Origin of the sequence: Myxococcus vastator (genome assembly GCF_010894475.1) — a bacterium.
Taxonomy (GTDB): Bacteria; Myxococcota; Myxococcia; order Myxococcales; family Myxococcaceae; genus Myxococcus; species Myxococcus vastator.
This window is the reverse complement of the sequence record NZ_JAAIYB010000161.1, coordinates 1-16,640: the sequence shown is the minus strand read 5'-3', so window position 1 is coordinate 16,640 and position 16,640 is coordinate 1. Positions and strand designations below refer to the sequence as shown.

The window sequence follows — 16,640 nt, the reverse complement described above, 5'->3', positions numbered from 1 at the left end:
CGGGTAAGGGGTGGAGATGGCTCGGCTTTTCGCGGAGCACGGGTGGGTTGGAGGAAGCGGAGCGGGCTTGGTATGTGCGAGCGACTGTCGGGCAGGAAACGGAACACAACCTGCACTCGGCCCGCGAGCCATGAACATCCCCGAACGCTCCCTTCCGCCGCCTTGGATGGCGGCCGTCGTCCTCCTGTGCGCGTCCGCGTGCATCAACGTGCCGGCCGTCGAGCCCGCGCAGGCCGAGGTGCGAATCACCGCGCCGGCTGGAACGGCCTACACGAAGGGTGTGGTCGAGGTCCGGCTTGCCGTGACAGGCCACACGCCGGACCGCGTGGAGTTGCTGAAGGACGGCGAGGTGCTGACGGAGCTGGCGCCGCCCTACACATACACCTGGGACACGGCGGGTGAGCCGGAGGGGACATACCGGCTGGAGGCACGCGCGGCGCTGGGGGACGTCGCGTATGTGAGCGCGAGCCGCGAGGTGGTGGTGGACCGGACGCCGCCACAGGTGGTGTCGCGCGTGCCAGCGCAGGGCGCCCAGGAGGTCTGGGTGCAGAGCCCCCTCCGCGCCGAGTTCTCCGAGCCCGTGAAGCAGAGCACCGTGACGACGGAGTCCGTGCACCTGACGGTGGGCGACGTGGCCGTGGCACACACGGTGTCGCTGTCGGAGGACGGGAAGACGGTGACGGTGGTCCCTGTGACTGCGTTCACCGCGCCGAGCACCGTGGCGCTGGCCTTCTCGGGGACGGTGACGGACCTGGCTGGGAATCCCGCTGTGAATCTAGGGGAGGCGTGGAGCTGGGCTGTTCCTGAGTTCGTGCCGTATCCCACGCACTCAATCGTTCCAAACGATCCCTATACGGGAGTTACTGCCTACATCAAACTTGGCCCCAATGGGCACCCGACAGTTCTGACACATCGGTTCGATGGCCAGACCGGAAACCTTTTCGTGAGCCGCTGGGATGGTGACGCCTGGAAGCAACTCGGAGGTGGGCTAAAAACGAGTCCAGAAGAATACACCATCTTTTCTCCCAACCTTCAAATCCGCCCAGACGGAAACCCAATCGTCGCCTGGACGGAGAACCTCGGTGCAGAGTTCAACAACTACATTCACGTCGCCAGATGGACTGGGGAAACATGGGTGCGGCTTGGAGGCAGCGAAGGAGTCGTGCCTGAACGCCCCCATGCATGGGACGTAGCGCTTGCGCTGACCCGCGACGGCCGACCTGTCATTGCCACCAACATGGACCCTGAAGACTCCGAAGGCGGCATCCAAGTCTATCAATGGACCCACGAGCAACAATGGCAGCGCATTGGCCTTCCCGTGTATGGCCCCACAAACACGACCGGGATGTCGGCGCCTCAGCTCGCGCTCGACTCCCGCAACAATCCTACGGTCGCCATCACATACTCTGAAAGTGCATATCTGAAGCGCATCATCATTTGGCGATGGGCAGGGAGCGAATGGGAACAACTGGGGGAGTTCGTCAACAGCAGTATAAATCAACCTTCCTATTCCGCGGGATTCAGATCGCTCCTCTTCAACTCGGCGGATGAACCCATCATCTCCTGGACTGGCAGCAGCAGCGCGCACGCACAAGACGACCTGTTCTCCAGCATGTGGTCCAACAATCAGTGGGTCTCGCTAGGCGCCCCACCACGGACGGATGCAACGAGCACCAGAACAGTTCGCGGGAGCGCCATCACTACCAACGATGCACTCCTCCTCGTATCGACCGAACGCGACTCCACGGGAGGAATGACAAACATCCACCGCCGAGAGAACGAACACTGGCAGCTCGTATGGAACAGCCGGGCGGCCTTTCCCGGGAAACAAACCTCGATTGGCGCTCACAGCTTCGACGCGGACACCTCCGGAAACCTGGCACTGGTCTGGACTGAGACCAGAGAAGAGCAAGACGTCGAAATAGTCGTGTATCGACGAAACCACTAACCAGGCTCCAACCCTTCAGCTTCGCATCAAAGAGAGTCAAAGATGAGGATCGCACCAGCACTTGTCGCCTGCCTCGTATCCACCATGGCGTACTCGGCCCCTCGCCGCACGGTGGTGGCCAGTGGCGACTGCAAGGACGCGGAGCTGAGCGGGCAGGCCAAGGCCTTCCTGGGAGCCCTCGCCTCGCGCCCCGAGCAGGACACGCTCAGCGCCAGCCAGTTCAGCGACCGGCTCTTCCCTCAGTCCACCAAGAGCTACGAGGACCTCCAGCGACAGCTCGAAGCCGCGCAGGACCAGTTCTACGAAGGCCGCAACGCCAGGACGCTCCAGGCCGTTGACGAAGCCCTGCAGCAGATCACCCGGCTCCCCGTGGGAGACGCCCGCTGGAAGCTCTACGTCGAAGCCCAGCTCCTCCACGGGCTCAACTACCGCGCCATGGGCAAGCAAAAGGAGAGCGACACAGCCTTCCGCAACGTGCTGCGGCTCCAGCCCGAGTACCAGCTCAACCCGGACTACTTCGCCCCGTCCGTTCGACAGAACTTCGACAAGCTCCGGAAGGAGCTCGCCCAGACGCGCAAGGTGAAGCTGTCCGTGAAGTCCACGCTGCCCGCCGCGGACGTGTACCTGGACGGGCTCAAGCTGGGCCAGACGCCGCTGTCGCTCGATGCAGTCCCGGGCACCTACCACCTCACCCTCGTCAAGGGCGACACCACGAGCTTCCCACGACACATCCAGGTCCAGGGCACCGAGACGCCGTTGCTCATCGACGTGGCCTATGAGGGCTCTGTCTCCGCGAGCCCGTTCCCCTGCCTCGCCGCCTCGGACGGCAACGACGAGCGCACGCTGAGCCATGCGGTCCGGCTGGGCGGCACGCTCGGCGTGGAGGAGGTCATCGTCGTCCGGCTCGAACGCCCGAGCAGCGGCCCCAAGTGGTTCGCGGCCACCGTCCTCAATGTCGAAGGAGGCCAGAAGCTCCGCGAAGGCGGCTTCAAGACCCAGGGGACAGATGCTCCGAACGAGGCACTCGCGGCGCTGGTCGACTTCGTCACCACCGGCCGCTCGCCCTCCAACCTCGTGGTGATGAACGCCAATGGAAAGGCCCCGTGGGACGCTCCCGGGGGTAGGAACGGGAGCGCGTCCGCGAGCGGCATGGACCTGACGGCCCCCAACCTCATGTCAGAGGGCGACGCGTCCGGGGCACGTCCTACCTCCGGCCTTCGCACGGCCTCGTATGTCGCGCTGGGAACGGGCGTGGCCGCGTTCGGTGGCGCGGGCGTCGTCCGCCTCCTGGCCCAGAAAGACGTGAACGCGCTGGAGAAGCGGCTCGACAACGGCCGGATTCTGTCCAGTGACAGAGAGGCGATGGGGCTTCGCGACTCGCTGGTCCAGAAGAGCAATGTCCTCAACGGGTTGCTCATCGGTGGAAGCGCGGCGGTTGTCACGGGCGCGGTGCTCTACCTCCTGTCTCCCGATTCGAGCACGGCACCGCCCATCTCAGTAGGGCTCTCCGCGGACAGCCACGGCGCGGCGGCCTCACTGTCCGGCTCGTTCTGACGCACGACTCACGACTCCATGGACACGCGCTCCGCGAGAGGTGGAGCCTCCGAATCGCTCCACCTCCCGCGCAGGCAAGCAGCCACGTCGAGTGCTGGATAAGGGAGCCGCGTCCACACACACCGCCAGGCCATCACGGCGCATAGAGTGCCGCCCATGATGCGAGCTCTCTTCATCCTGCTGCTGGCCACGAGCGCCTCCGCGGCCTCTCCCCGAACCCTCCGGGTCGACTACTTCCATACCGGGAACGCCACCGAGGAGCGGTTCAGCCTCGACAAGGTCGTCATCGAGCCGCTGCCCTGGCCCGGCCACCCGGAGCGCGCCATCGACGAGACGAACCTCGGCAAGTACCTCTTCGAGGTCCGCGACCGGGAGAACAACCGGCTCCTCTTCTCACGAGGCTTCGCGTCCATCTACGGCGAGTGGGAGGTCACGAACGAGGCGCGCGGCAGCAACCGCACCTTCCATGAGTCGCTGCGCTTCCCCGCGCCCGAGCGTCCCGTGCAGGTGCTCCTCAAGAAGCGGGATGCCCAGAACGCCTTCCGCGAGGTGTGGTCGCTGGTCGTCGACCCGAAGGACATGTTCGTCGACCCCTCGTCTCCTCCCGCGCCCGGACCGCTGCTGAAGCTGCTGGAGAACGGGCCGTCCGCACAGAAGGTCGACCTGCTCATCCTGGGTGACGGCTACACGAAGGCCGAGCACGCCAAGTTCGAGAAGGATGCCCGGCACATGGTGGACATCCTCTTCACCTTCTCTCCCTTCAAGGAGCGCAAGGCGGACTTCAACGTGTGGGGGCTCGTCCCCGCCGCGGCCCAGTCCGGCATCTCCCGCCCCTCGACGGGCGTCCACCGGCGCTCGCCCATCGGCGCCACCTACGATGCCTTCGGCAGTGAGCGCTACGTACTCACCTTCGACAACAAGGCCTTCCGCGAGGCAGCGGCCTTCGCGCCCTACGAGTTCGTGGAGATTCTGGTCAACGGCAACACCTACGGCGGCGGCGGCATCTTCGGGCTCTACGGCACCGTGGCCTCGGACAGCCTGTGGGCGCCCTACGTCTTCGTGCACGAGTTCGGCCACCACTTCGCCGGGCTGGCCGACGAGTACTACACCTCTGAATCCGTCTACGCGCCCGCCGCGGACCGCCTGGAGCCCTGGGAGAAGAACGTCACCGCGCTCCACGCCCCGGAAGACCTGAAGTGGAAGCACCTGGTGTCTCCAGGAACACCTCTGCCTACCCCCTGGAACAAGGCTGGGTACGAAAAGCATGCCACCGCCGTGCAGCAGCAGCGCGGCCAGATTCGGGCCCAGCGAAAGCCCGAGTCGGACATGGACAAGCTCTTCCTGGCCCAGCGGGACTGGGAGGAAAAGTTCCTTTCCTCACAGAAGTACTCAGGCCGGGTCGGGGCCTTCGAGGGGGCCATGTACGAGTCGAAGGGCTACTACCGGCCCCAGGTGGACTGCGTGATGTTCACTCGGGATCGCGTCCCATTCTGCGCGGTGTGCCAGGGCGCCATCTCCGAAGTCATCGACCTGTATTCCGGGCCTTCGGCCAGGTCTCCTCGGGCCAATCCCTGAACGCCTGAAAACCCGGATGTGGCTTGTGTGAAATGCCGATGTCACATGGACCGGACAATGGATTGCCCTCCGGTTCAGGTGTAAGGGGGACACAACCTGCTTCCCATGGAGGGGAACTCATGCAGAAACGATTTTGGCTCCCGGCGATTGTCACGGCCGTGATGGTCACGATGGGCACGGGATGTGGCGACGAGTGCGTCGACCAGTTTGACTGCCGCAGTGACAATGGCCAGCCGGCCGAGGGCAAGCAGTGGACCTGCAACTCCGGAACGTGCGAGCAGCGCGACATCACCCAGGGCTCGGACGCGGGCACCGAGGAAGACGCGGGCACCGAGCCGGAGCCTGACGCCGGTGAAGGTGACGCGGGGACCGACCCGGATGCGGGCACGGAGGGCTGCACCAGCAACGCGACCTGCGCCCTGACCGAGACGTGCAACACCACGACGAGCGCGTGCGAGGACTCGGGCTTCGTCACGCCGGTGGCGACAACCAGCACGCAGATTCAGGCGGTCCGGGATGCGGCGGATGGCGAGCTCGACCCCGCGCTGCCCATCGAGGGTGCGTTCGTCACGTTCATCAAGCCCGCGGTGACGGGCAGCATCGAGCCCCCCGGCTTCTTCGTCCAGGCCGAGGCCCAGGGCCCCGCCCTGTTCGTGAGCGACGAGGATGCGCTGGGCGACGTCGCCGTGGGTGACCGGGTCAGCTTCTCCGTGTCGTCGAAGGCGACCACCGACGGGCTGCGCTCCGCGGTCACCGTCACCGGGACCACGGTCATCAGCCAGGGCCACCCGGTCCAGAGCCAGTCGACGGCCACCCCGGCCGGCCTCGCGGTCAACCGCTCCGCGGACACGTCGGCGACGCTGGTGGATGGCCTGGACTCCGTGGACTCCGAGCTCACCTACCTGACGGGCACGATTGCCGCGGGCTCCAGCGGCATCGGCGCTGGCTACTCTGGCTTTCAGATCACCACTGAGGGCGTCACCGCTGGCGCCGCCAACTTCCGCCTCCGCGTGCCCGCGACGCTCGCCACCGAGCTCGATATCACCCAGGGCTGCACGTTCACGCTGAACGCGGGGCCCATCTGGCGGTTCGCAGCCAACGCGCAGCCGTCCGCGTTCACGGCGTCCGACCTCACCCTGTCGAACTGCGCCGCGCCGACGTTCGCGTCGGCTTCGGCGACGTCGCTGACGGAGGTCGTGCTGAACTTCAGCCGCAGCATCTCCGCGGCGAGCATCACCAACGCGCAGGAGCAGTTCACCCTCACCGAGGGTCTGACGGTCTCCGCGTTCCGCGTCGAGGGTAAGCAGGTCTTCCTGACCACCAGCGAGCAGGCCCCGGGCACCAGCTACTCCGTCACCGTCGCGAACACCGTGACGGACCTGGCGGGCGGCTCCGTTGCTTCGGAAGCCAGCACGCAGACGTTCCGCGGCTACCGCGCGCCGGCCGTTCTCCAACTGACCGAAGTGCAGCCAAACGGGGGGACGGGCGCCAACCCCAAGGACTTGGTTGAGTTGAAGGTCCTTACTGCGGGAACCACGTCAGGCCTCATCCTGGCCCAGGATAGTGCCACCGCTGGCAATAATGGCCCGCTCGCCAACTTCCCGGACGTGGATGTCGCGGCTGGCGACATCATCGTGGTGCACCTCAACGTAGCCCAGGACTTCCCTGTCGAAACGCTGGCCAAGGATGAGCACCCTCAGAGTGCCAATTCGACGCACTTCGATACTGCCTGGGATTTCAAGGGCAATGGCGCCAACGCCATCACCTACTCCAGCCGGATCATCCTCGTGCAGGACGCGACCGGAAACATCCAGGATGCCGTGCCCTTCCGGACGACGAGCACCCCGCCTGGTGCATTCCCGGGTTACCTGCAGGCCATCCAGGCCGCTGGCCACTGGCTCCCGGCCGATTGCGAAGGTGCGCCCTGCACCAACACGTCCACGCCCTCCGCCGGTGACGTGTCCGCGGTCTGGGCGGGCATTCCGAGCGGCGCGGACACCACGAGCAACAGCGTCCGCCGTATCAGCACGGACGACACCAACACCCTGACGGACTGGGCGGTGGGCGCGCCTTCGTGGGGCATGCCCAACCTGTAGTCTGACGGCTTCCACATGAAGCCTCCGGGCCGCGGCTCCTCGTGAGCCGCGGCCCTTTTTTACCCTGGGTGTGGTGGAACCCTGTGCGCCGTTGTCACGGCTGCCTCTACAGTGCCGCTCCTTTCATCCGTGGGCCCGACTCCTTCGCGGGCCGGAGTCTTCATGCGCGTCCACCTCGCCCTGCTTCCACTCCTCGCGCTGCTGCTGACCGCGTGTCCTGGCTCCACACCTCCCGGGACTGACGACACAGGCCCCGGACTGGCCATCACCACGGAGACGCTCCCCGCCGCATCCGTCGCGCAGCTCTATCGCGGCTCGATCACCGCTTCGGGTGGCACCCCTGCCTATTCCTGGCGCGTCGCGCAGGGCGCGCTGCCCACCGGACTTAGCCTCTCCACCCTGGGCGAAATCACCGGAACACCTCAAGCCGCTGGCACCTCGTCCTTCGACGCGGAGGTGCGTGACTCCCGCGGACGGACGGTTCGCGCCACGTTCGAACTCGAGGTGCGCGACGCCGGGCTCCACATCGCGTCGTCCTCGCTTCTCGATGCATACGTCGGCGAGAGCTACTCCACGCAGCTCGACGCTTCAGGCGGCGCGGCGCCATACACCTGGGCTCTCGCGGAGGGCACCCTCCCGTCGGGCGTGAACCTCGACGCACAGGGGCACATCTCCGGCGTTCCCGCCAGCGCCGGCACCTTCTCCGTCACCGTCCACGTGCAGGACGCCACCGGACTTTCGAGCCAGCGCGTCCTCTCGTTCTCCGCATACATCGCCCCCTTCCTGGACGGTGGCACGCTCCCCTCCGCCTCGCTCGGAGCGACCTACTCCACGGAGCTTCACACCATCGGCGGGCGGCCACCGCTCACGCTCCGCATCACCTCGGGCGCCTTGCCCACGGGCCTCCAACTGGAAGCCCGCTTCGTGCGTGGAACGCCCAGTGCTCCAGGGGACGCCTCATTCATCGTAGAAGTCCAGGACGCCAACGGCCGCGCGGCGTCCGGCACGTTCCACCTCACCGTCCAGGGCGGCCTCACCATCACCCCCAGCACCCTGCCGGACGCCTATACCGACGCCGCGTATCGCCAGGGCCTCCTGGTGATGGATGGACGCGCGCCTTATGCCTGGGCGCTCACCGCGGGTTCGCTGCCCGCCGGTCTCCGGCTCACCAGCACGGGCCTGCTCGAAGGCACCGCGTCCACGACAGGCACCTTCTCCTTCACCATCCAAGTCACCGACGCCGACGCGCGCGTGACCACCCGGAACCTCAGCCTGGCCGTGTACCGGCCTCCGTCGGTGACAGGCCCGGCGCTCCAACTCGACGGGCATGTCTCGCAGTCCTTCAGCGCCACGTACTCCGTCACCAACGGGAAGGCGCCGTACACGTTCGCGCCAGCAAGCGCCCTTCCCTCCTGGCTGCGGCTCTCCTCCTCCGGCCAGCTTTCGGGCATCCCGCCCGCGCTGGGGACCACCAGCGGACAGGCCGTCGTCACCGACGCGAATGGACGGACGGGCACACGCGACTTCACCCTCACCGTCCACGAACGCCCCACCGTCGAGACCACGGCGCTGCCCGATGCCCGCAGGGACGTGCCCTACTCCACCCAGTTGCAGGCCTCCGGAGGCAAGGCGCCGCTCTCCTGGAATGTCGACTCGGGGGCGCTGCCCTCGGGGCTCACGCTCTCAACGTCAGGGAGCCTCAGCGGCACTCCCACGCAGACAGGGGACTCCACGTTCATTGTCTCCGTGACGGACGCCGCGGGTCAGCCTGCGTGGCGCGGGCTGACCCTCACCGTGCGCACTGCGGGCACGGCCCTCACGGTGGGCCATTGGAACCTCGAGTGGTTCGGTGCCCCCAACCAGGGCCCGCCGGACTCCACTTCGGAGGGCGGAACGACGGACGACCTTCAGATTGCCCATGCGCGCGACATCCTTCGCGACTCGGGCGCCAACGTGTGGGGCCTGGTGGAGATGGTGGACGCCGCGGACTTCGCCACCCTCAGGGCCCAGCTCCCCGGCTTCAATGGCTTCCTCGCCAATGACACATCCTTCGTCCCCAACGGCGCGGCCTACTACAGCAGCGGCGAGCAGAAGCCCGGCATCCTCTACGACAGCACCCTCACGCTCCAGGGGGCGCAGCTCATCCTCACCGCGAATGACGCGGACTTCGGTGGCCGTCCGCCCCTGCGCGTGGACTTCACCACGACGGTCCAAGGCGAAAGCACGCCACTGGTCGTCATCGTCCTTCACATGAAGGCGTTCGACGACGAGTCCTCCTACGGACAGCGGCAACGCTCCAGCGCGGCGCTCAAGGCGTACCTGGACACCTCCCTGCCCACCGAGCGCGTGCTCGTCATTGGCGACTGGAACGATGACGTCGACCAGTCCATCACCCGGGACAGCACCGGCGACTATCTCCCCAGCCCCTTCGCGTCGTTCGTGGCCGACGCCCAGCGCTACACCTTCATCACCGAGCCGCTGTCCCGGCTCGGCCTGCGGACCACCGTCGGATATCGCGAAGTCATCGACCACACGCTTGCCTCCAACGAGCTGGCCGATGACTACCTGTCAGGCTCCGTCGAAGTCCTGCGCCCGGACGCGTGGATTCCCAACTACGGCAACGTCGTCAGCGACCACTATCCCGTCATCAGCCGCTACGACCTGGGAGGCGCCGGCAGCGGCACGGACCCCGACCTCCCGCCGAACCTCATCATCAACGAAGTCCTGCCCAACGAGCCCATCCCGCCCGGGCAGACGGTGTCTGACACCCACTACGAATTCATCGAGGTGTACAACGCGGGGACCTCGTCCGTGGACCTGTCCGGCTGGAGCCTGTCGGACTCCGCCTCCGTGCGGCATGTCTTCGCCCACGGCACCACGCTCGCGCCCGGCCGGGTCTTCGTCGTCTTTGGTGGCGTTCGAGGCTTCCCTGCCGGTACGCCCGATACCGTGGCCGCCTCCTCGGGCGGCCTGGGCCTCAACAACGATGGCGACGTCGTCAGGCTCCTCGCGCTCGATGGGAGCGACGTCGATGAGATGTCCTACGGAGGCACCTCCGACAACATCTCCTTCAACCGGTCCCCCGACGCCACGCCCGACGCGCCGTTCGACTACCACCACCTGATAACCCCGGGTCTCAGCTCGTCCCCGGGCCTCCGCGTGAACGGACAAGCGTTCTGACCCGCTCCCACGAAGGGCGCCTCCAACCTCGGCTTCAGCGCGGTGAATCGAGCGGCGAGCCGGGGCCCGCGGGGTCCTCGCGGGGGGCTGACTCTTGCTGACGCGGTGGCTCGGCGCCGGGCCCCGGCATCCCGTCCACCAGGTGCGCCACCAGGCCTCCGGGACCATCGCCGTAGGTGACGCGAACCTCGTCTCCCTCGCGATACTCCCGCAGGCCCATGACAGGCTCGCCCTTCATGTAGAGCCGGGTCTGCTCATCCACTTCGACGTCGTACTCCACGCCGTCGTTGCCGCGGATGAGCAGCTCGTTGTCACCCACCCACGCCACGCGACCATGGAGCCGGCCCGTGGGCTCGGGCCGCCCCGAGCCGCCCTGTCCTGACCCCAGCGTCCCCACGGGAAGCGCGCCGGCGCCGGGCGCCACGGACGCTGGGGGCCGCTCGCGTGAGGCCATGAGACCTCGAAGGACATCGGAGCGGCCTTCTCGCTCGCTCGCGGACGGAGGCCCTCGGTCCTCGCTCCGCTTGCCGCAACCGAGCCACACGGCGAACAGCCCGAATGCCACCCGCCTCCAGCCGCGCGTTGCCCTCATGCGCTCGTGCTCCCCGCGTGTGGAAGTTCATCGCGACGGCCGGCGGCCCACACCGGACGCCTCCTGTCTCTTCCTCAACATGCGGATGGCCCTGGCGGCAGAGAACCCAGCGCTTCCCGAGGTGCGCCTTGGTGGCGACCAGGAAAGCGGTAGAACGCTCCGTCGCACGGCCCCTCTCCCTGCATGGAGGCACTGACCGGGAACACAACCGACGGCTGTCCCGAACCGGAGCCCTGGGCCCGTCATGAGCGCCATCCGTTGTCTATCTTGCGTCCCAGGACGAGCGGGCTAGAGAGCAGACGCCCTTGGCTTGCAAATTCGGCGTACCTGCCGGGCCCTGCCTATTTTCTCGTCTGGTAGCGCTTCCCTGAGCACCACGGTCCCCGTACTCGTGAGCAAGACAGCGGCCCACTTCCACGACCTGACGGCTGACCCGACGCATGCCGCGCCTTCAGCCTGCGTGTGGCTGGTCGATGACAGCCCCACGCAACTGGCGCACGCCCGCGAGCTGCTGTCGAAGCACTACGCGACGGAGACCTTCAGCAACGCCGAGCAGATGCTGGAGCGGCTGTCCCTGGGGCAACCTCCCGAGGTGCTCCTGTTGGACTGGCAGTTGCCGGGCATCTCGGGACTGGACGCGTGCCGCTACGTCCGCGAGCACTACGATGACGTCACCCTCCCCATCCTGATGCTCTCCACCTGGGGAACCCACGATGACTTCACGGAAGGGTTGCAGGCAGGCGCCAACGACTACATCGCCAAGCCCTTGCACGACGCGGAGCTGCTCGCCCGAGTCGCCAGCCTCATGCGCATCCATGCCCAGGGCGAGCGGCTGAGAGAGCGCGAAGCGTACCTGTCCACGACGCTCGCCAGCATCGGTGACGCCGTCATCACCACGGACCGCGCTGGACGCGTCGTCCTCCTCAATCCCGCGGCAGAGCGCATCACCGGCTGGCGCACCACGGACGCCCGGCAGCGGTCCGTGGAAGAGGTCTTTCGCATCATCGACGCCGCCAGCCGGCAGCCCATCGAGCTGGCGCCCGCGCTGGATACGGCGCCGGGGCTCGCGGGGCCGACGCTGCTCATCCGCCAGGACGGGACAGAGGTCCCCATCGAGGGCAGCGCCGCGCCGATTCTCACGGGGCCACGGGACCTCGCTGGCGCCGTGCTCATCTTCCGCGACGTCACCGAACAGACCCAGGTGCGTCAGCGCAACGAAGCCCTCACGGAGCGGCTGCGCGCCAGTGAGGCGGAGGAGGCCATGCTGCTCGACGCAATCCCCGTCCTGGTGTCGTTCGTCGGCGCGGACGAGCGCTACGGCCGCGTCAACAAAGCGTATGAGGACTGGTTCGGGCTGACGCAGGACCAACTCCGGAACCAGAAGATTCGAGACATCGTCGGCGAGGCGGCCTACGCCGTGCTGAGCCCCTTCGTGAAGCGGGGGTTGGCGGGAGAGAGCTTCTCCTTCGAGCAGCATGACGTGCCCTATCGCTTCGGGGGCACACGGGACGTGAAGGTGTCCTTCATCGCGCACCGCGAGCCGGGACAACCCGGGGCTGGCTACGTGTCGCTCCTGCAGGACATCACGGCGCAACGGAAGCTGGAGCAGGAGCGGGAGCTGCACGCGCGCAGGCTCCAGGAGCAGGCGGAGTTCGAACAGCAGCTCATTGGCATCGTGAGCCACGACCTGCGCAACCCCCTGGGCGCCATCCTCCTGGGGACGGAGCGGCTGAAGCGCGCCGAAGAGCTGGAGCCAAACGCCCTCAAGAGCGTGGACCGCATCCACGCGTCGGCCTCCCGTGCCGTGCGGATGGTGAAGGAGCTCCTCGACTTCACCCAGGCCCGGCTGGGCGGCGGCATCCGGCTCGAGCGCACCCCCATCGACATCCATGCGCTTATCCGGACCGCCGTGCAGGAGGTCGAAGAGGCCCACCCTTCCGCCCACGTGAATGTGGTGACGAGCGGCGATGGGCAGGGCGCTTGGGACGCGGACCGGCTCTCCCAGGTGATTCAGAACCTGGTGACGAACGCCGTGAAGTACGGCCAGCCCGAAGCGCCCATCGAGGTGACGCTCGAGGGAGACGGCGACCAGGTGACGCTGAGCGTCCACAACGAAGGTCCCCCCATCCCCCCCGAGCACCTTCCGAACCTCTTCCAGCCGCTCCAGCGGGGCACCGACGAGGTGGACGTCGCGAGCCGCAGCGTGGGGCTGGGCCTCTTCATCGTGAAGGCGGTCGTCGACGCGCACCAGGGGCACATCGCGGTGAGCTCCGCGCCAGGAGCGGGGACCACCTTCACGGTGACGCTGCCACGGCGGGCGGCGGCGAGCCCGGAGCCGGAACACCCGCCGGAGTCCACGCATTGAGCGGGGCACGGGCCAGCCCCCGACGCCCCTCGGACTATTCGATGACGAAGACGAGCGTCACCTTCGCCTGCACCGCCTGCTCCTCGGGCTGGATGGGCGTGGACATCGCGCGGGCATCCGCCGCCTCGGCCATCGCGAAGCGCGCCGGGTAGAGCTGCGGCGGCTCCGTCACCGTGCTCGCGTCGAGCACCGCGCCCAGCTTCACGCTCAGCGACGCGGCCAACACCTCCGCCGACTTGCGCGCCCGCGCCACCGCCTGCCGCAGGGCCTCGCCCTGCACCGCGTCCTGGCGGCTCAGCCCGAAGCGCACCGAGTCCACCCGGTTCGCGCCCGCCGCCAGGGCCTGGTCCAGCAGGTTCCCCACCCGCGACAGGTCCTTCACGTGGACGCTCACCAGGTTGCTCACCCGGTAGCCCTTCAGCTTCGGCTCCGTCTGGTTCGGCAGCGGCGGCGCGTACTCCGGGTACACCGAGTAGTTGCGCGTCTGGATGTCCCGCCGCGCGATGCCCGCGGACGTCAGCGCCGCAATCACCTTCTCCATCCGCTTCGCGTTCTGCTCGCCCGCCGCCTTCGCGTTCGCCGCCAGCGTCTCCACCGCCACGTCGATGAAGGCCTCGTCGGGCTGCGCCTTCACCTCACCGGTGCCTTCCACGCGAATCGTCCGCACGCCCGCGGGGGCCTGCGCACGCGGCGCGGAGACGGGTTGTGGCTGCGCGAAGGCCGTCAGGCCCGTGAGCAACATCGCGGTCAGCAACAGGGGTCGAACAGGTCGAGCGAACATGAGGCCTCCTCAGGAATGGGCCGCCGCGGGTCGTACTGCAACGTCCTGCCCCCTTGGAACGGCCGTCACCGGGTGACATTCACTTTCCCCGGGCCCGCGCCCGGAGCGCTCCTTCCCCCGCTGGGAAGAAGGAGCGCCGGACCCGACGGAATCCTGTCCCGGCGGAAGGTCACGGACTGGCGGCTTCGGCGCCGGTCATCTCACGCACCACCTGACGGGGGCCCCGGCTCGCGACCGAGCGCACCTTCGTGGTGGCCTTGCGCCGCGCGGCCCTCAGCGCATCCCGGCCCATGTCCATCACCGCGGACACCGCGCCCGCGACCAGGTTGGCGGGCGGCGTGTCGGGCGCCATCGGGTGCGGCCGCGTGGGCGCCGCCTTCCGCGACATCTCCAGCACATCCCCCATCGTCCGGAGCTCCTGCGGACGGAAGACCTTCTTCAGCGCCGGGAAAAGCGCGTTCTCCTCCTGCAGGACGTGCGCGCGCACGTTCTCCATCAGCACCTGCACCTTCGCGTCGAAGCGCTCCGCTTCCGGAGACATGCCGTCCAGCTCCGCCAGCAGCCACTTCACCACGTGGTGCTCCTCCAGCGAGCGCAGCACGTCCGGCCCCAACCCCTCCGAGCGTGAACGAACCGCGGGGTAGAGCACCTGCTCCTCGATGGCGGCGTGCACGGACAGCTCGGTGACCAGCTGGTCCACCAGCCGACGCTTCAACTTGTGGGCATTGGGGCCCGCCTTCTCGAACTTCCGGAACAGCTGCTCCACCGTCTTGTGGTCCGCCTTCAGCAACGCGATGGCATCCATGGACACACCTCCCTGAGAGTTTGTTGGCCGCTGGCTTCCTGGCGCACTGCGGCATGTCCTGCATGGTGGGGATGACGCCGCTGGGATGCGCGGGCGGCGCACGGACGGCCTGGTCGCACGGCCGCTCCACGAGCAACCCGCCGCGCCGCCGAGGATGCGACGGGCTCCGGGACTCGCGGGCAATCACCCGGGGGCGTTTCGCGGGCCAATGTCCGTGCCACCGTACCCTGGGGAATGGGGTGCGCCGTTGGTGGGACTGGGGAAGGGAGAGCACCGTGATGAATGACATCCTGCGCGTCCGGGTCGCTCGCGTGACTCGCGAGGCCGAGGACATCCTGTCGTACGAGCTGGTCGCGACGGAGGGAGGCACCCTGCCCCCCTTCGAGGCTGGCGCCCACCTGGAGGTCCGCGTCCCAGGTCCGGGAGGCTTCCTGCGCGCGTACTCACTCTGCAACGACCCGGAGGAGACCCACCGCTACGTCATCGCCGTGGCCCGCGACGCCCAGGGACGCGGGGGCTCGAACGCCATGCATGAGCGGGTGCGCGAGGGGGCGGTGCTGGAGGTGAAGGCCCCTCGCAACAACTTCCCCCTGCTGTTCGCGCGCAGCTACGTGCTGGTGGCGGGCGGAATCGGCATCACCCCCATGCTGTCCATGGCGCGCGTGCTCCAGCGCACCGGCGCGGACTACACGCTGCACTACTGCGCGCGCGAGCCCGGCCGCGCCGCCTTCCACGCGCTGCTCTCCCAGGCGCCCTTCGCCGAGCGCGTGCGCTTCTCCTTCGACGGAGGAGACCCGGCCCGGGGCCTGGACGTGAAGGGGCTGCTGGCCACGCGGCTGCCGGGGGCACGGCTGTACTGCTGCGGTCCCGCGGGGCTGATGAACGCCGTGCGCGACGCGGCCACCCTGCACCGCTGGCCGTGGGAGAAGGTGCACTTCGAATCCTTCACCGCCGAGGGCACCCGCGCCGCCACGGGCCGGGAGGAGCAGGGCTTCGAGGTGACCCTCCGCAGCACGGGCCAGGTGCTGCAGGTGCCCGCCGGGCAGTCGGTGCTCAACGTGCTGCGCCGCAATGGGGTGCGCATCCCCAGTGACTGCGAGGCCGGGACGTGCGGCACCTGCGTCACGCGGGTCTGCGATGGCCAGCCCGACCACCGCGACACCTTCTTCCAGGCGGAGCCCGCGGGCGACCAGCGCATGCTCGTCTGCGTGTCACGCGCCCGCTCCAAGCGGCTGGTGCTGGACCTCTGACACGGCCGGGCCGGGAGCTATGCCGCCCGGCCCGACGCCTCCCGGCGAGCACGCGCCACTTCGGACCGGACCAACTGCCGCAGGGCCTCCGGGTCGAAGGGCTTCTCCACGCGCGGGTTGCCCACGCGCTCCAGGAACGTCCGCGCGGTGGCCGTGAAGGCGCCGCCGGTGATGAACACGATGCGCTCCGCCGCTCGCGAGTCCACCTTCGCGAGCGCGTCGTACAGGTCCATCCCGGTCATCTCCGGCATCATCAAATCGCAGAGCACCACGTCGTAGCGGGCCTCGGCCCCGGTCAGCAGCTCCAGGGCTCGCCGCGCGCTCACCAGCACCTCCACGTCGTTCTCTCGCGAGAGGGTGCGGCGGATGGCGCCGCTCACCAGCGCATCGTCGTCCACCACCAGCACGCGGCCTCGCGTCGCCGCCTCGGCGGGTGCTGGAGCCGGAGCGGCCTGGGGCGCCGGAGCGTCAGCGGCCCCCACCCCTCCCGGGTC

General features: G+C 68.1%; 11 protein-coding genes. 7 read left to right on the top strand and 4 right to left on the bottom strand.

The window, feature by feature from the left end; genetic code table 11:
* The first annotated feature begins 130 nt into the window (after nucleotides 1-130).
* The 5 genes from G4D87_RS17615 (at nucleotide 131) to G4D87_RS17595 (ending at nucleotide 10,353) form a co-directional block, all read left to right on the top strand.
* Entirely contained in the window at nucleotides 131-1,948 is a 1,818-nt protein-coding gene (locus tag G4D87_RS17615) for an Ig-like domain-containing protein (RefSeq protein ID WP_240358360.1), read from the top strand.
* Nucleotides 1,949-1,990: 42 nt separating this feature from the next.
* Nucleotides 1,991-3,502 carry a PEGA domain-containing protein gene (locus G4D87_RS17610; RefSeq protein ID WP_371928550.1) on the top strand — a complete coding sequence of 504 codons (1,512 nt, stop codon included), beginning with the start codon at nucleotides 1,991-1,993 and terminating at the stop codon, nucleotides 3,500-3,502.
* A gap of 156 nt (nucleotides 3,503-3,658) precedes the next feature.
* The gene (locus G4D87_RS17605; RefSeq protein WP_205507622.1) at nucleotides 3,659-5,077 is read left to right on the top strand and encodes an IgA Peptidase M64; all 1,419 of its coding nucleotides are present in this window, start codon (nucleotides 3,659-3,661) and stop codon (nucleotides 5,075-5,077) included.
* 119 nt (nucleotides 5,078-5,196) lie between these two features.
* A complete protein-coding gene (locus tag G4D87_RS17600; protein WP_163783225.1) occupies nucleotides 5,197-7,173 on the top strand; it encodes an Ig-like domain-containing domain in 1,977 nt (658 codons plus the stop codon).
* 162 nt (nucleotides 7,174-7,335) lie between these two features.
* Complete coding sequence (locus tag G4D87_RS17595) at nucleotides 7,336-10,353, top strand: putative Ig domain-containing protein (protein WP_163783224.1); 3,018 nt, start codon at nucleotides 7,336-7,338, stop codon at nucleotides 10,351-10,353.
* 34 nt (nucleotides 10,354-10,387) lie between these two features.
* Here G4D87_RS17595 and G4D87_RS17590 read toward each other — a convergent pair whose 3' ends face one another.
* Nucleotides 10,388-10,807, bottom strand: a complete 420-nt coding sequence (locus G4D87_RS17590; RefSeq protein WP_240358359.1) for a hypothetical protein — start codon at nucleotides 10,805-10,807, stop codon at nucleotides 10,388-10,390.
* Nucleotides 10,808-11,336: 529 nt separating this feature from the next.
* On the opposite strand from G4D87_RS17590, the gene G4D87_RS17585 reads away from it, so the two are divergent.
* Nucleotides 11,337-13,310 (top strand): hybrid sensor histidine kinase/response regulator, encoded by a 1,974-nt coding sequence (locus G4D87_RS17585; RefSeq protein ID WP_205507620.1) that lies wholly within the window; start codon nucleotides 11,337-11,339, stop codon nucleotides 13,308-13,310.
* Nucleotides 13,311-13,344: 34 nt separating this feature from the next.
* Here the strand turns inward: G4D87_RS17585 and G4D87_RS17580 are convergent, their stop codons facing one another.
* A complete protein-coding gene (locus tag G4D87_RS17580; RefSeq protein WP_163783222.1) occupies nucleotides 13,345-14,091 on the bottom strand; it encodes an SIMPL domain-containing protein in 747 nt (248 codons plus the stop codon).
* A 169-nt stretch (nucleotides 14,092-14,260) separates the two neighbouring features.
* A complete protein-coding gene (locus G4D87_RS17575; protein ID WP_163783221.1) occupies nucleotides 14,261-14,896 on the bottom strand; it encodes a hemerythrin domain-containing protein in 636 nt (211 codons plus the stop codon).
* Between the two features lie 278 nt (nucleotides 14,897-15,174).
* On the opposite strand from G4D87_RS17575, the gene G4D87_RS17570 reads away from it, so the two are divergent.
* Nucleotides 15,175-16,146, top strand: coding sequence for a PDR/VanB family oxidoreductase (locus G4D87_RS17570; RefSeq protein ID WP_163783227.1), 972 nt, complete (start codon nucleotides 15,175-15,177; stop codon nucleotides 16,144-16,146).
* Between the two features lie 17 nt (nucleotides 16,147-16,163).
* On the opposite strand, the gene G4D87_RS17565 is transcribed toward G4D87_RS17570, so the two are convergent.
* Nucleotides 16,164-16,640 (bottom strand): response regulator (locus tag G4D87_RS17565; RefSeq protein WP_240358358.1); only part of this gene is annotated, 477 nt, incomplete at its 5' end.

What these genes read in the sequence shown, in the direction of transcription:
- G4D87_RS17605 (WP_205507622.1), top strand. Translation starts at nt 3,659, where the DNA reads ATGATGCGAGCTCTCTTCATCCTGCTGCTGGCCACGAGCGCCTCCGCG.
- G4D87_RS17580 (WP_163783222.1), bottom strand. Translation starts at nt 14,091, where the DNA reads ATGTTCGCTCGACCTGTTCGACCCCTGTTGCTGACCGCGATGTTGCTC.
- G4D87_RS17610 (WP_371928550.1), top strand. Translation starts at nt 1,991, where the DNA reads ATGAGGATCGCACCAGCACTTGTCGCCTGCCTCGTATCCACCATGGCG.
- G4D87_RS17615 (WP_240358360.1), top strand. Translation starts at nt 131, where the DNA reads ATGAACATCCCCGAACGCTCCCTTCCGCCGCCTTGGATGGCGGCCGTC.
- G4D87_RS17595 (WP_163783224.1), top strand. Translation starts at nt 7,336, where the DNA reads ATGCGCGTCCACCTCGCCCTGCTTCCACTCCTCGCGCTGCTGCTGACC.
- G4D87_RS17590 (WP_240358359.1), bottom strand. Translation starts at nt 10,807, where the DNA reads ATGGCCTCACGCGAGCGGCCCCCAGCGTCCGTGGCGCCCGGCGCCGGC.
- G4D87_RS17575 (WP_163783221.1), bottom strand. Translation starts at nt 14,896, where the DNA reads ATGGATGCCATCGCGTTGCTGAAGGCGGACCACAAGACGGTGGAGCAG.
- G4D87_RS17570 (WP_163783227.1), top strand. Translation starts at nt 15,175, where the DNA reads ATGAATGACATCCTGCGCGTCCGGGTCGCTCGCGTGACTCGCGAGGCC.
- G4D87_RS17600 (WP_163783225.1), top strand. Translation starts at nt 5,197, where the DNA reads ATGCAGAAACGATTTTGGCTCCCGGCGATTGTCACGGCCGTGATGGTC.